This window comes from Bradyrhizobium sp. HKCCYLS3070 (assembly GCF_051167575.1).
GTDB lineage: Bacteria > Pseudomonadota > Alphaproteobacteria > Rhizobiales > Xanthobacteraceae > Bradyrhizobium.
Genome location: NZ_JBNPTI010000009.1, coordinates 48024 through 63306 on the forward strand (window position 1 = coordinate 48024; position 15283 = coordinate 63306).

General features: G+C 65.7%; 12 protein-coding genes. 11 read left to right on the forward strand and 1 reads right to left on the reverse strand.

Annotated features, from left to right (window positions below):
• Window positions 1–1052 precede the first annotated feature (1052 nt).
• Window positions 1053–2003: a helix-turn-helix domain-containing protein gene (locus ACQR03_RS24350; RefSeq protein WP_315752509.1), complete on the reverse strand. Its 951-nt coding sequence runs from the start codon at window positions 2001–2003 to the stop codon at window positions 1053–1055.
• 162 nt (window positions 2004–2165) lie between these two features.
• Here ACQR03_RS24350 and ACQR03_RS24355 point away from each other — a divergent pair, with 162 nt between their 5' ends.
• The 11 genes from ACQR03_RS24355 to ACQR03_RS24405 all read left to right on the forward strand — a co-directional run bounded on the left by ACQR03_RS24355 (window position 2166) and on the right by ACQR03_RS24405 (window position 15241).
• Window positions 2166–3380 (forward strand): amino acid ABC transporter substrate-binding protein, encoded by a 1215-nt coding sequence (locus tag ACQR03_RS24355; protein ID WP_315752510.1) that lies wholly within the window; start codon window positions 2166–2168, stop codon window positions 3378–3380.
• Between the two features lie 77 nt (window positions 3381–3457).
• The gene (locus tag ACQR03_RS24360; protein WP_315752511.1) at window positions 3458–4333 is read left to right on the forward strand and encodes a branched-chain amino acid ABC transporter permease; all 876 of its coding nucleotides are present in this window, start codon (window positions 3458–3460) and stop codon (window positions 4331–4333) included.
• A complete protein-coding gene (locus ACQR03_RS24365) occupies window positions 4330–5997 on the forward strand; it encodes a branched-chain amino acid ABC transporter ATP-binding protein/permease (protein WP_315752512.1) in 1668 nt (555 codons plus the stop codon). Before ACQR03_RS24360 ends, ACQR03_RS24365 begins: the two co-directional genes overlap by 4 nt.
• Window positions 5990–6739: an ABC transporter ATP-binding protein gene (locus ACQR03_RS24370; RefSeq protein ID WP_434841994.1), complete on the forward strand. Its 750-nt coding sequence runs from the start codon at window positions 5990–5992 to the stop codon at window positions 6737–6739. Before ACQR03_RS24365 ends, ACQR03_RS24370 begins: the two co-directional genes overlap by 8 nt.
• Before the next feature lie 8 nt (window positions 6740–6747).
• Window positions 6748–8199 (forward strand): aldehyde dehydrogenase, encoded by a 1452-nt coding sequence (locus tag ACQR03_RS24375; protein ID WP_316202736.1) that lies wholly within the window; start codon window positions 6748–6750, stop codon window positions 8197–8199.
• A gap of 339 nt (window positions 8200–8538) precedes the next feature.
• A complete protein-coding gene (locus ACQR03_RS24380) occupies window positions 8539–9669 on the forward strand; it encodes a PepSY-associated TM helix domain-containing protein (protein ID WP_316175874.1) in 1131 nt (376 codons plus the stop codon).
• Window positions 9666–9935 (forward strand): hypothetical protein, encoded by a 270-nt coding sequence (locus ACQR03_RS24385; RefSeq protein ID WP_315717420.1) that lies wholly within the window; start codon window positions 9666–9668, stop codon window positions 9933–9935. The genes ACQR03_RS24380 and ACQR03_RS24385 overlap by 4 nt, the downstream gene beginning before the upstream one ends.
• A gap of 664 nt (window positions 9936–10599) precedes the next feature.
• Complete coding sequence (locus ACQR03_RS24390) at window positions 10600–12879, forward strand: TonB-dependent receptor (RefSeq protein ID WP_434841993.1); 2280 nt, start codon at window positions 10600–10602, stop codon at window positions 12877–12879.
• A gap of 332 nt (window positions 12880–13211) precedes the next feature.
• Window positions 13212–13442, forward strand: a complete 231-nt coding sequence (locus ACQR03_RS24395; RefSeq protein ID WP_315752514.1) for an MbtH family protein — start codon at window positions 13212–13214, stop codon at window positions 13440–13442.
• 20 nt (window positions 13443–13462) lie between these two features.
• Window positions 13463–14191: a thioesterase II family protein gene (locus ACQR03_RS24400; RefSeq protein ID WP_315752515.1), complete on the forward strand. Its 729-nt coding sequence runs from the start codon at window positions 13463–13465 to the stop codon at window positions 14189–14191.
• Between the two features lie 165 nt (window positions 14192–14356).
• A complete protein-coding gene (locus ACQR03_RS24405) occupies window positions 14357–15241 on the forward strand; it encodes a TauD/TfdA family dioxygenase (protein ID WP_434841992.1) in 885 nt (294 codons plus the stop codon).
• Window positions 15242–15283 lie beyond the last annotated feature (42 nt).

Consider the following 15283-nt stretch of genomic DNA (forward strand, 5'->3'; position numbering starts at 1 on the left):
CCGCCGCAGACATCCGAGCCCGGTGGATTGGGCCGGCCACAGGTTTCACAATCCATCTGCGTTCGGGCTCCCGGACACGGCTACGGAATGCGAATGAGCGCGAAGCGCGGAGCTGGCGATGCGGGCGCGATCGCGGCGCCCGTATCGACCGACGTCGCGCGCCGAGCGCGAAGCATCGGTTTGCGGTACTGGCATTTCGCGTGCGACCAGGACCGGCTGATCATATTCAACTCATAGCGCATTCGTGGCAGGGTAGCAACGGTGCCGCCATACTCGCGATGGCTCCGGGGAGCGGGGACGATATCGGACGGCTCCCCCGGGTGTCCTCGATGCTGGCGGGACCGTTCAAGCCTGCGACGATTTGACATCAATGTGAAACATCAGGTCGCCTCCCTTGCGGACAGGCGCGCGTGATCGCGCGATCCCGCGGCGGGCGACCCGTCCGGGTGATGCATCGTGAAGCCCTCGCGACGCGTGAGGGCGCAGGGAAGGCCGGACCTCGACTGAGGCCCGTGGCCCGCCTGCGAAAAAAATGCAGGCGGCAGGTACCACAGGTCAGCCGGAAACCCGGCCCTCCCTGCGCGACGGCTGAACGGCTGCTTCGCGTTCTCCCTGGTGCGCCGGGCTTTCTGGCCACCATCCCCACGCGAAGCGAAGCCTCAACGTGAGTTGATATCAGCATCGGGATATCAGGACCGCGCGACTTGACCGTGCGTGGCGAATTGTTCGTCGGCGCGAGCAACCCGCGCTGCAATCCACCACGCCCACCGCTCCCCGCCTCGCGTCTCGTGACGACCGCGATACGCCCCTCAGCTCGAGACGGGATGCGGGAATAGAACCATGATTTCCGGAAAAACGAAAGAGAAATATTTTCGGCGCGGGGACTGGACAGGCCAAATCAGCTTGATCGCGCAGCGGAAATCAGTTTCCCGGCGCACTGAGCATCCAGCGGTTGCGCCGCCCGTCCGAACTCGGGATTTGCTGGTCCGACGCTGACACGTCGTCCTGGACTGACAAAGAGGATGACCGAGGCGCTTGGCCGCGCCGCACCGTCACGGCCAGTCGGCGAAGTTGAGCATGGTCCGTGACTGGCCTTTGGTCCGCTGCGACGAAACACCCTTGCGCCAGGCGCCCGGTGATTGACCGGTGTGCCTGACGAAGAAGCGGTTGAAATAGGCGCTGTCCTTGAAGCCGAGCGCGAAGGCGATCTGCTTGATCGTCGCGGTGGTGGTTTCGAGCCGGGTCGCCGCCTCCTGAATGACGCGCTGCTGAATCAGCGCGCTCGGTGACCGCTGCAGCACCCGGGTGCACAGCGCGTGCAGGCGATCCGGCGTGACGCCGAGCAGCGCAGCGTAGTCGGCGACCCGCAACTGCTGATGAAAGCGTTCCTCGACGAGCCGGCGAAAGCGGCTCAGGATCTCGGCGCTGGAGCCTTGTGCCTCGCCGGCGCTCTCGTCGGCAAACAGCCGCCAGAAGCGCAGCACGCACAGGGTCAGCTCCGATGACATGATCGAGGCCGCGCCGCGCCGTGAGGGATTTTCGATCTCCGCTGCAATCGCCGCCATCGAGCGCGCGATGACCGCGGCGAACTCAGCCGTGACGGAGAAGGCCAGGACGGCCTCGGTGCCTGCGAGGTCGAGATAGGCGGGCTCGGCCGAGGAGGGCAGGTGGCGGTGCCAGAGCCCGGAGCGCAGCCGCAGGAGATGCCCGGCGGAACCTGCCGCGACGTCGAGATGCTCGGCCCCTCCCGCCGGTACCCAGACCAGCGCCGCACCGGCCCAGATCTGGATTTCTTCTTCGGCGAAGCGCACCGAGGCCGTTCCGGCGGTCAGGCAGAGCAGGTGGACGAACGGCCGCGCGGCATCCGAGCGCAGGGCCCAGCGCCGTGCCTCGAAATGCGAGGGGATGGCTTCGGCCCCGAGCGCTGCCGGGGTGCCACGGGCCGCCGGCGGCAGCGTCCGAGGCGCGGCGTTACGCGCGGTCGTCGCCCCAGAAAAGTGCACTCTTTTACCGGAACTGTCCATTGCGCCACCCAAGCCTGCGGTGTTTCCCTCGTCAAGTCCCGACGACCGCAAACAAAAAACCGCGGACGACGCCGGGGCAGAGGAACGTCACCGATTCACCCGCGCGGTCCGCGCGCGTGAACATGGGAGGAGGACAGAGAGATGACTTCGACCAACCGTCGTCAGGTGTTGCGGATCGCGGGGGCGGCGATCGCAGCCGGCTTTGCCGTATCGGCCGCCCAGGCCCAGCAGGACAAGATCCGCATCGGTTATGCGATCTCGAAGACCGGCCCCTATGCCGGCGGCGCCGGCATCACCACGCTGCCCAACTATCAGCTCTGGGTGAAGGACGTGAACGCGGCCGGCGGCATCAAGCTCGGCGACAAGCGGCTGCCGATCGAGATCGTCGAATATGACGACCGCAGCTCGTCGGAAGAGGCGGTGAAGGCGATCGAGCGCCTCGCCAACCAGGACAAGGTCGACTTCATCCTGCCGCCCTGGGGCACCGGTCTCAACCTTGCGGTCGGTCCGACCTTGAACCGGCTCGGCTATCCGCATCTCGCGGTGACGTCGGTGACCGACAAGGCGCCAGAACTCGCCAAGCGCTGGGCCAATGCCACCTTCTGGCTCGGCACGTCGGCGCAGATCTCCAATGGGCTCGCCGAACTGCTCGGCAAGCTGAAGAGCGAAGGCAAGATCGGCGGCACCGTCGCGATGGTCAGCGTGGCCGACCAGTTCGGCATCGAGCTGGCCGCCGCCGGGCGCGAGGCCTTCAAGAAGGCCGGACTGACCGTCGCCTACGACAAGACCTATCCGATGGGCTCGCAGGACCTGCAGCCGCTGCTCAAGGATGCGATCGCGAGCAAAGCCGATGCCTTCGTCGCCTTCAGCTATCCGCCGGATACGATCGGGCTGACCGAGCAGGCGCAACTGCTCAAGTACAATCCGAAGGTCTTCTATGTCGGCGTCGGCACGGCGTTCCCGCTGTTCAAGGGCAAGTTCGGGGCAGGCAGCGACGGCGTGATGGGCATCGGCGGCTGGAACGCCGACTCGCCCGCGCTCAAGGACTATCTCGCCCGCCACAAGGCGGCGACCGGGCAGGAGCCGGATCGCTGGGCGAGCCCGATCACCTATGCCAGCCTGCAGGTGCTGCAGCAGGCGATCGAAAAGGTCGGCAAGGTCGACCGTGCCGCGGTCGCCAAGGAGATCCGCGAGGGCTCTTTCGACACCATCATCGGCAAGGTGAAGCTGAAGGACGGCCTGCTGCAGGAGGTCTGGAGCGTCGGCCAGTGGCAGAACGGCGAGTTCTACGCCGTGGCGCCGGCCTCGCTGCCCGGCGCACGCGCCGCGGTCGTGCCGAAGCCCGAGTGGAAATAGCCGGAACGAGGTCGTGAGCTTGCGGACGCGCGTCAAGGCGCGCGCGTCCGCGGGCCTCGCGCAAGAGGCACCATCCCATGTTGCTGTTCGACATCCTGCTGCCCGGTCTGGTGCTGGGGGGCATGTATGCCCTGATCGCGCTCGGCCTGACGCTGCAATATGGCGTGGCGCGCATCATGAACCTGTCCTATGGCGAGTCGCTGGTCGCGGCCGCGTTCGGCACGCTGTCGCTCTATTCCGGGCTGCAACTGAGTCCGCTGCTGGCGCTGCTGCTCGCGATGCCCGCCGCGGGACTGCTGAACTGGCTGCTCTACAGGCTGTTGCTGCAGCGGCTGATCCGCCGCGGCAAGGACGCCGGTGCCCAGGAGGTCGACAGCATCCTCGTCACCTTCGGCGTGCTGTTCGTGATCCAGGGCATCATGCTGGTCGCTTTCGGCGGGCAGTATTACAGCTACAGCTATCTCTCCATTCCCGTGACAGTGCTCGGCTCGACGCTCGCGGTGAACCGGCTGGTCGCGCTTGGTTTCGCCGCACTGATCGGCACCGGCGTCTATCTCGCGCTGACGCGGACAAGGATCGGCACGGCCGTGCGCGCCGTCGCGGTCGATGCCAATGCCGCGCGGCTGGTCGGCATCGATGTCGCTTGGCTCGCAGGACTGGCGTTTGCGTTCGGCGGCGGACTGGTCGCGGCCGGCGGCGTGCTGGTCAGCATGTTCCTCACCTTCAACGCCTCGATGGGCGTCGTATTCACGATGAAGGCGCTGGTGGTCGTGATCATGGGCGGCGTCGGCAACGTCATGGGCGCGCTGGCCGCAGGGCTGCTGCTCGGCGTCGTCGAGACCGCGGTGGCGCGGCTGGTCGATCCCGGGCTGACCTTGGCCGCGACGTTTGCGATGTTTCTCGCCGTGCTGCTGATCCGGCCGACCGGACTGTTCGGAAAGGCGGCGTCGTGATCAGCCCCGGCAAGATTCTGGCCTGGTGCATCGGGCTCGTCGGCGTTGCCGCGGCGGTCACGCTGCCGCTCTATGCCAACGGCTACTATCTCGCGCTCGGCATCAGCATTCTCTATTTCACCGTGCTGGCAACCGCCTGGGCCATGTTCTCCGGGCCGACCCGCTACGTCTCGCTGGCGACCGCTGCGTTCTTCGGCATCGGCGCCTATACGGCGGCGGTGACCGGCGAGACGCTGAGCTGGCCGCTGCAACTGATGACCGCCGCGGGTGTCGGCGCTGTCGTCGCGGCCATCACCGGCCTGTCGACGCTGCGGCTGTCCGGCATCTACTTCATCATCTTCTCGTTCGGCCTGGCCGAGCTGATCCGCCAGCTCGTGATCTGGTACGAGGTCAACATCCACAAATCGGTCGGCCGCTATCTGTTCAGCGACATCACCCAGGAGATGCTGTACTGGCAACTCTGCGCGCTGACGGCGCTGGTCTTCCTCGCCGGCTTTCTGCTGACGCGCTCGCGCTATGGCCTCGCGCTGCGCGCGATCGGCGCCGACGAGACCGCCGCGCGCCATTCCGGCATCGATGCGACCGCGGTGAAGCTCGGGGTCTTCATCCTCAGCGCGGTGTTCATGTCGGTGACCGGCGCGATCATGGCGCCGCGCTGGACCTATATCGATCCGGCGATCGCGTTCAACCCGATGATCTCGTTCCAGGTCGTGATCATGGCGCTGCTCGGCGGTGCCGGCTCGCTGATCGGCCCGGTGCTCGGCGTCATCCCGCTTGTGCTGCTGTTCGAGGTGCTGACAGCCGCGCTGCCCAACCATTTCAGCATCGTGCTCGGCCTCATCTTCATCGGCATCGTGATGGTGCTGCCGAGGGGCGTGATCGGGTTGGTCGATCGGGTCTGGCGGCGCGAGCCCAAGGTGGTCGGCGCCAAACCGGAGCAGGGCGGAACGCTGCTCACGGCCGAGACTGTCGGCAAATCCTTCGGCGGCCTGCGCGCCGTCGACCAGGTCAGCCTGGACGTCCGCGCCGGCGAGATCCTCGGCGTCATCGGCCCCAACGGCTCGGGCAAGACGACGCTGCTCAACATGCTCTCGGGCGCGCTCGTGCCCTCGGCCGGCACGATCCGCTTCGGCGGCACCGTCATCAGCGGCCTCGCGGCGCACCGGATCGCGCGGCTCGGGCTTGCCCGCACCTTCCAGTTGGTGCGGGTGATGCCGGACCTGACGGTCGCCGAGAATGTCGCGGCGGCGGCGTTGTTCCGCACGCGCCAGACCGGTGCGGCCGCAGAATCGATCCATGAGCTGCTCGCCCTGGTCGGCCTCGATGGCATGGCGGAGATGCCGGCGGGCGATCTCACTTACATCGACCAGAAGCGGCTGGAGCTCGCCCGCGCGCTGGCGCTGCATCCGCGGCTTGTGCTGCTCGACGAATGGCTGGCTGGGCTCAATCCGACCGAGCTGGAGACCGGCATCAGGCTGATCGCCTCGCTGCGCGACCGCGGCATCACCATCGTGATGGTCGAGCATGTGATGGATGCGATCCGCGCGCTGTGCGACCGCTGCGTCGTCATGAGCGCGGGCGTCGTGATCGCGCGCGGCACGCCGGACGAGGTGCTCGCCGATCCCGCGGTGATCACAGCCTATCTCGGAGAGCCCGATGCTTGAGATCAAGCGGCTGTCGCACGCCTATGGCAAGCACCGGGCGCTCACCGATGTCGCGCTCGAGGTCGCGCGCGGCGAGATCGTCGCCATCCTCGGCGCCAATGGCGCCGGCAAGTCGACGTTGCTGAAGGCGATCGCGGGACTGATCCAGCCGTCGCCCGGAGCCGTGATCCGGCTCGGCGGGACGGACATCGGCTCGCTCGCGCCGCATCTGATCGTCGAGCGCGGCATCGCGCTGGTGCCGGAAGGCCGCGGCGTGTTCGGCGATCTCACCGTCGCCGAGAACCTCCAGCTCGGCGCCTATCCTTCGCGCGCCCGCGACGGCGAGGCCGCGCGGCTGGCGCACGTGCTCGCGCTGTTTCCGCGCCTGACCGAGCGCATGGGGCAGGCGGTGCGCACCATGAGCGGCGGCGAGCAGCAGATGGTCGCGATCGGCCGCGCGCTGATGTCGCGGCCCGATCTGCTGCTGCTCGACGAGCCGTCGCTCGGCCTGTCGCCGCTCTTGAGCCGCGAGGTGTTCCGGGCGCTGAGGACGATCCGCGGCGACGGCGTCGGCATCCTGATGGTCGAGCAGAACGCCCGCGCCAGCCTCGACATCGCCGACCGCGTCTACCTGATCGAGCAGGGACGCAATGCCGGCGAGGGGCCGGCGCCCGAGATGAAGAACAATCCCGACATCCAGCGCGCCTATCTCGGCCAGTCGCGCGCCCCGGCTTCCGCAACCGCAACAACCCCATCGACCTAGGAGCGCCCATGAACGCGATCAATCTCCTGATTGGCGGCAAGGACCAGTCCGCCACCAATCAGCGCACCTTCCAGCGGCTCAATCCGATCAGCGGCGAGATCGCAACCATCGTTGCGGCGGCGTCGATCGATGACGCGCTGCGCGCCGCCGATGCCGCCGCGGCGGCGTTTCCGGCGTGGTCCCGGCTCGGCCCGGGCGAGCGCCGCAAGCGGCTCAATGCGGCTGCGGATGCGCTGGCGCGCAACGCCCCGGAGTTCATCGCGCTGATGATGGCCGAGACCGGCGCCACCGCGGGCTGGGCCGGCTTCAACGTGCATCTCGCCGAGGGCATGCTGCGCGAGGCCGCGGCGATGACGACGCAGATCGCGGGCGAGGTGATCCCGACCGACGTGCCCGACAACATTGCGCTGGCGCATCGCCAGCCGGTCGGCGTCGTACTCGGCATCGCGCCGTGGAACGCGCCGGTCATCCTCGGTGTCCGCTCGGTGGCGATGCCGCTCGCCTGCGGCAACACCGTGGTGCTGAAGGCCTCGGAGATGAGTCCGGGCGTGCACCGGCTGATCGGCGCGTGCCTGGCCGAAGGCGGTCTCGGTGACGGCGTCGTCAATGTCGTGACCAACGCGCCCGAGGATGCGCAGGCCGTGGTCGAGGCGCTGATCGCCCATCCCGCGATCCGGCGCGTCAACTTCACCGGCTCGACCCGCGTCGGCCGTCTCATCGCCATGGCCTGTGCCAGGCAATTGAAGCGCGCGCTGCTCGAGCTCGGCGGCAAGGCGCCGCTGGTCATTCTCGACGATGCCGATCTCGACGCCGCGGTGAATGCCGCCGCGTTCGGCGCCTTCATGAACCAGGGCCAGATCTGCATGTCGACCGAGCGCATCGTGGTCGACGACAGGGTGGCGGATGAATTCGTCGCAAAGTTCGCGGCCAAGGCCAACAGCCTGCCTTACGGAGATCCGCGCAAGGGCGATGTGGTGCTGGGCTCGCTGGTCAGCGCCGCCGCCTGCGACCGTGTCGGCGGCCTGATCGAGGACGCGGTGGCCAAGGGTGCCGTGTTGGCCGCCGGCGGCCGCGGCAGCGGCACGATCATGCCCGCGACCATCGTCGATCACGTCACGCCGGCGATGCGCATCTATGGCGAGGAGAGCTTCGGTCCCGTCGTCACCATCGTGCGCGTCAGCGGCGTCGACGAGGCCGTGCGCGTCGCCAACGACACCGAATATGGCCTGTCGTCGGCGGTGTTCGGCCGCGACATCGCCCGCGCGCTCGCTGTCGCCAAGCGAATCGAGTCCGGTATCTGCCACGTCAACGCGCCGACGGTGCATGACGAGCCGCAGATGCCGTTCGGCGGCGTCAAGGCCTCCGGCTATGGCCGCTTCGGTGGCAAGGCCGCGATCGACGAGTTCACCGAGCTGCGCTGGATCACGGTGCAGACTGGCGAACGGCACTATCCATTCTGAGATGGCGTTTGCGGCCCGGCCCTGGCGCATCGTCGGATGCAGCCAGAGCCGGTCGTATTCCGCGCGGCCACGCGGAAGCGATTCCATATGTATCCGGGCATCGCGCAAGGGCGACTTCGGCGCGCGCCCTCACGGCGGCGACACGCGCCGTCCGTGAGCACCGACGGTGCGAGGTGCGATCGAAATTCACGTTGCAGCTCCGCTGGTTGCGGCGGACAGGCGCGCTACCTTAAAGAAATTCCAACGGCTTTAGACCGATTCAGTTTGCTGCGGCCCTTCTCTTGCCGGACGTTCGGCTCATCACGTGCAACGTCGATGACGAAGGGTGGGTTCGGGCGCATGCGGCTGTGGGTTCAGGTTCACACGTGGACGTCGCTGATCAGCATGATCTTTCTGCTGATACTGTGCCTGACCGGGCTTCCGCTGATCTTCCATGAGGAGATCGATCATCTCTTCGAGGATGAGATCGCCGCGCCGGCGATGCCGGCCGACACGCCGCTGTTGCCGCTCGACCGCCTGATCGCGGCGGCCAAGCAGCAGTTGCCGGAGCAGCATGCGCTGTTCGTGAGCCTGAAGCAGGCGGAGCCGCTGATCGTGGTCGCGATGTCGCCGACCGCCATTCCGGTGCCTGGGCAGTTTCATCGGCTCACCGTGGATGCGCGCACCGGCGTCGTTCTCGGCGAGGAAGCGCCGCATCAGGACGTCATGGACGTGATCTTGCGCATCCACCGCGACATGTTCACCGGCCTGCCAGGCGAGCTCTTTCTCGGACTGATGGGACTGGTGTTCTCAGCGTCCATCGTCTCGGGCGTCGTCGTATACTGGCCGTTCATGCGTCGCCTGCAGTTCGGCACGGTGCGGGATCGCTCGGCGCGGCTCAAATGGCTCGACCTGCACAATCTGCTCGGTATCGTCACGGTGAGCTGGGCGCTCGCGGTCGGCTTGACCGGCACCATCAACACGCTGGCGGTGCCGCTGTTCGACCTCTGGCGCGCGAAGACCATGCCGGCACTCCTCGCGCCCTATCAGGGCAAGCCGCTGGCGGAAGCAAAATCGATCGAGGCCGCCGTTGGCGCCGTCCGCACCGCGTTTCCGGATCGGCTGGTGACGTCCATCACCCTGCCGACGACGACGCGGTTCGGCAGCCCGCAGCATCTGATGATCTGGACCAAGGGCCGCACGCCATTCACCGCGCGCATGTTCAAGCCGGTCCTGGTCGACGCCCAGGACAGCAGCAAGATGGTCGCGCCCGAGCTCGCCTGGTATCTCACCGCGCTGCAGGTGTCGCGGCCGCTGCACTTCGGTGACTACGGCGGACTGCCGCTGAAGATCATCTGGGCCGTTCTCGATCTCATCACGATCATCGTGCTGTGCAGCGGACTCTATCTGTGGGCCGCCAAGCGCTGGGGCTTCCGCAGGAAGGTGTCTGGCGTCGTGACATCGGCAGCGCCTGCGGTGGTGTCGCCATGAGCTCCTCGGCCGCATCGGCGACGCCATCTGCCCGCGCCGCGCAACTCTCGACCTGGCAGGTGTTTCGTGCGCCGCTGCTGATCGGTCTGGTTGCCGCAGCCGGGCTCGCCTTCGGACTGTTCGGCGACGGGCTCTGGGACGCGCTGTGCTGGCTCGGACTGTCGATTCCGATTCTGCTGTCGCTCGCCTACGGCACGAGACGGAGCCGCGGCGCGAAGGCCGAAGCGCAAGGCGCTCGGGCCGGGACGCAGGATAGGCCGCTCTGAGCGCTGACGTCCGCCGCCGGTCGGCGGAAGATAGCCCGCATCATTGATCTCGATCCGCGCTGCTGGACTACGCGCTCGGCCAGCCAACGATCCCACGCATCTCTTGTCTTACGTGTCTTCTCTCGCGCGACGCGTCATCGCGATGGCAGCACGCTGCGTCGGCTGCGCGTGATCGATCTCGCGCAGCGAGCGCCGACGCGAGCGGTGTCGCTCCGGCCTGGAAACAAGCAGATACAAATGTCTCGATGCCTTCTCCGATCTGCGCGTGGCGCGGCGGAGATGTGGCGCATTTGAAAGCAAAGATTGATTCAAAAGTGGCAATGTGATTAGTTGTCATCGTATGATTGATCGAAATTGTTTCGATGAGTTCGAGACGATCGGTGTCGTGAGTTGAATCAGCCGACGCGATCGCATCGATCGTCCCCGCGACATGCGTTTCTTTTGAAGGCTTCAAAGAAGCGGAGGGAAAAGAATCTCGTAGTAGCGACAATCTGTTGAGTCGATCGCTTCGGCGAAGCTGTCGCTCGTTAGACGAGTTCTACGTCGCGCGACGCCATCCTCAAATACCTGTGTGTTAGGACCACCGACGAGCCGAGTTGGAACTTGGAATGATCGGGGTGTCAGGATGGTCTGTCGCATTTGGGATAAAGACATTGGATTGACGATGTCGTTGGGACTTGTGAGCTCATTGGCGCTCACGCTGAATGTCGGAGGCGTTCAATCGGCGTTTGCGCAGACCAAGCTCCCCGATGTGACCGTCGACGCGCCGAAGCCGAAAGTCCGGCAGACCGCCTCGAGACCGCAGACGACCGCGACGCGGACCGCTCAGCAGCGCCGCGTCGCTCCGCGCAACCTGCCGCCGACCGCCCCGGTGGCCTATGTGACGCCGTCGACAGGAACGGTCGGCGCGCCGCCGTCGCCCTATGCCGGCGGCCAGGTCGCGAGCGGCGGCGGCCTCGGGCTGCTGGGCAACCGCGGCGTCATGAACACGCCCTTCAACCAGACGAGCTTCACCTCGCAGCTGATCCAGAACCAGCAGGCGCGCACGATCCGCGACGTGCTGATCAATGATCCCTCGGTGCGCACGATCCAAGCCGCCGGCGGCGGCGCCGACAGCCTGTTCATCCGCGGCTTCTACTACGACAGCGGCGACTACGCCCTGAATGGCCTCGCCGGCATCGCGCCATATTATTCGACGGGCGCCAATTTCATCGAGCGGGTCGAATTGCTGAAGGGGCCGGCGGCTCTGCTCAACGGCATGACGGTCGGCGGCACTGGCGCCTCAAGCGGCGGCGCGGTCGGCGGTAGCGTCAATCTCGTCACCAAGCACGCGCTCGACACCGACATCACGCAGCTAACGGCGACCTATGCGTCCAAGACGCAATTCGGCGAGCAGATCGACGTCGGCCGCCGCTATGGCGAGCACAAGGAGTGGGGCGTACGGCTGAACAGCAAGTATTCGAACGGCGATACCCCGTGGAACCGGCAGACCGACGAGTTCGGCAATGCCCACCTCGCCGTCGACTATCATGGCGAGAATGTCCGAATCGATGCCGATGTCGGCTATCAGGCGGACAAGCTGAATCCGCCGCTGCGATTCTTCGGCGTGGGTACTGCTGTCACCAGCATTCCGTCGCCACCGTCGTCCGGCACCAATTTCCAGGTGCCGTGGGCGTATTATGCGCCGACCGATTTCTTCTCGACGGTGAAAGGCGAAGTCGATCTCAACGATCGTATCACCGCCTATGCCGGATTCGGCTATCACGACAGCAACATCAACTACCGTTATCCGTCGCCGGTGCTCTCGAGTAACGCTGGCTTGTTGTCCGGGACTCCTGGAACGGGAAGCGAGACGTACAAGACGTACGCCGGGGAGGCTGGCCTGCGCATGACCGCCGATACCGGCCCGATCAACCATGCCGTCAATGTCGGCTACTCCATCACCGACCGCACCTATACCCAGCAGGTGGTCTCCGGCAAGATGCCCAACTGGAGCCTTTACAGCGAGCCGACCAACATCGCGTTGCCAAGCTTTACGACGCTCCAGGCCAATCAGACCGTCGGCGCAAATCTCTGGAGCATCGGCGTCTCCGACACGATGTCGCTGCTGAACAAGCGGGTTCAACTGACCGTCGGTGTGCGCAGACAAACGGCGGGAACGGAAGTCACGAATCTCGTTACTCCAGCATCGAGCCGCCCGTTCGAGGACACCTCGGTGTGGACGCCAGCCTATGCGCTCGTGGTCAAGCCCGTCGAGTTTGTGTCGCTGTATGCCAATTACATCGAGGGCCTGCAGACCCCGACCGTCGTTGCCGCCGGCTATGCCAACAGCGGCACGGTCTTCCCGCCAGGGCAGACCAAGCAGGTCGAGACCGGCATCAAGGTCGACTTCGGCCGAATCACGACCACGGTCAGCGCATTCGATATCTCACGCGCGAGCGTGATTACCACGAGTTCAGGGGGAGTGCTGACTCAAGAGCTGAATGGCCGGCAGCGAAATACGGGCGCCGAGTTCAACGTATTCGGTGAGGTCACGCCGACGCTGCGGCTGTTGGGGGGCGTGGCGTATATTCACGGCGTGCAGGAGAAGACTTCGGGCGGCCTGACGGACGGCAAGCGGGCGATCGGCGTGCCCGAGCTCACCGTGAATCTCGGCGCCGAGTGGGATACACCGTTTGTGCGGGATCTGACGCTCACGGGGCGGGTCGTCTACACCGGTGCACAATATGTCGACGCGGCCAACAAACTCTCGCTGCCGGATTGGACACGCGTCGACCTGGGCGCCCGCTACACCTTCACCTCGCCCTGGAACGGCAAGCCGATCGTGCTGCGGGCGAGCGTCGAGAATGTATTCGACAAGGCGTATTGGGCGTCGGCCTATAGCGGTGTGATCACCCTGGGGGCGCCGCGCACCTATCTCGTTTCCACGACGTTCAATTTCTAGGACGTCGATACGCGTTGGCGATGATGAGGCCGCCGCACGGCCATTGTGCGGCGGCCTTGTTAGTCTGAGCGATGCGGACGGCGTTCAATTACAATCTGATAAAAATTTGCGTAGCTCATCGATCGCGTTGAGGCGTGATCATCTCCGCGGTGACAACGCGATCGGGTCAGCAAATCATCTCGTTGGAGCCGATGCATCCTGATGTTGAATCGTCACCTATGTGTCACCTTGGAGAGATTAAAAACTTCGATCGGCGGTATCCTTTTGACTGTCATTATCAACTGCATTACTCGTAGTTCATCAACGTCGTTTGTTAGTAGGAGTAGCCGGGCATGATGGTCTTCGACAGAGAGGACGTCACCTTCACCGTCGTCGTAAATCACGAAGAACAATATTCGATCTGGCCGACGTTCAAGGACATCCCGAACGGGTGGACGGCCGTCGGCGTGACCGGGAGCAAGAAGGAGTGTCTGGACCATATCGAACAGGTGTGGACCGACATGCGGCCGCTCTCGCTGCGGAAATTCATGCAGGAGAACGCCCAGGCCTCTGCCGAATCCTGAAGCGAAGGAGGCTGGCTGCCATGCGGCTGATCTGTTTGCCCTATGCCGGCGGCAGCGCCATGGTCTATGCGCGCTGGAGGAGAGCTCTTCCGTCCTGGATCGAAATCGTGCCGCTGGAGCTGCCCGGACGGGGCGCGCGGATGGACGAGCCGCTGCAAACGGACGCGGCAGCATTGGCCGATCAGCTCGCGTCCGAACTGATCGGGACGCCGTTGGCGGAGCCTTACGTCCTGTTCGGACACAGCCTCGGCGGCTTGCTCGCCTTCGAGCTGGCGCACAGGCTGCTCGCGCTCGGCGCGCCAAAGCCGCAGATGCTGCTTGTGTCCGGAACGGAGGCGCCGGCCGTGCGCGACGGCAGCCGCTGGCGCGAGCCGCTCGGTGACGACGCATTGCGCGAGGAGCTTCTCAGGCTGAACGGCACGCCGCCGGAGGCGTTGCAGAGCATGGAGATCATGCGCGGCACGCTGCCGATCCTGCGAGCCGATTTCCTGATGTGCGGAAACTACGTCTATCGGCGGCGCCGGCCCTTGCCGTGTCCGCTGCACGTGTTCGGCGGAGATCTCGACGAGACGCGTGCCGAGGCACTGGAGGCGTGGCGGGCCGAGACCTCCGGCGCGTTCGGTCGCGACATGCTGCCGGGCGACCACTTCTTCATCCATAGCCGACAGGCGGATCTGCTGAAGCTCGTTGCCGCATTGCTGGCACGTCGGGCATGGCCGGGACTCGCCGTTGCTCGCGCGGGGCCTTGAGCGGCGTGCCGAAAGCACGACCCAGCCGGAAAAGCCGGCCGGTGAAGAAACTTCGATGCTGAAATCGACGGGAGACGGGGAGAAGTCATGTTCGCAATACAATCTAAAATAGAACAAGAATCGCTACCGTTCCTTCTGCGGGCCAGCCGCACGCAGCAGCCGCTGATGGAGGCCGTCAGCGAGGTCCGCGACATTATCGAGCGCCAGCTCTATGCGTGCGGCGGAATTCTCTTCCGTGGCTTCCATCTCGACGGCGCCGAGGCGTTCAGGAGCTTCGCCGCGAGCTTCGGCCATCCGCTGCTGTCCTATGAATTCGGCTCGACGCCCCGATCGCAGGTCAGCGCCGGCGTCTACACCTCGACCGAATATCCGCCGCACCAGAGCATCCCGCTGCACAACGAGCAGGCCTATACGCGCGACTGGCCGATGAAGATCTGGTTCTATTGCGAGCAGGCGGCACAGCAGGGCGGTGAGACGCCGGTCGCCGACAGCCGGTCGATCCATCGCGACATGCCGGCCGCGATCCGTAACCGCTTCGCCGAGCGGGGCGTCATGTATGTCCGCAACTACGGCAGCGGACTCGATGTCGACTGGCGACAGGTGTTCGGCACGGAGTCGAAGGCCGAGGTCGAGGCCTATTGCGCCTCCCATGCAATCGCCTGCGAATGGAAGGATGGCGACGAGCTGCGGACGCGGCAGGTCTGCCAGGGGACGGCGGTGCATCCCGTGACCGGGGACATGGTGTGGTTCAATCAGGCGCATCTGTTCCACGTCTCCAGCCTCGCGCCCGAGGTTCGGGAAAGTCTTCTCGACATCGTCAGCGATCCGCTCGAGCTGCCGCGCAATGCGTTCTACGGCGACGGCGCGCCGATCGAGGACGAGACGCTGGCCACGGTCAGAGCCGTGCTCGACCGGCACAAGATCGTCTTTCCCTGGCAGACCGGCGACGTCGTGATGCTCGACAACATGCTGACGGCGCACGCGCGCGAGCCATTCAAGGGGCCGCGCAGGGTGATCGTCGCGATGGCGCAAGCCCATCGCGTCAATTGAATCCGCGCAATCGACCAGCAGCCGCTATCGGACCTTCGCAAG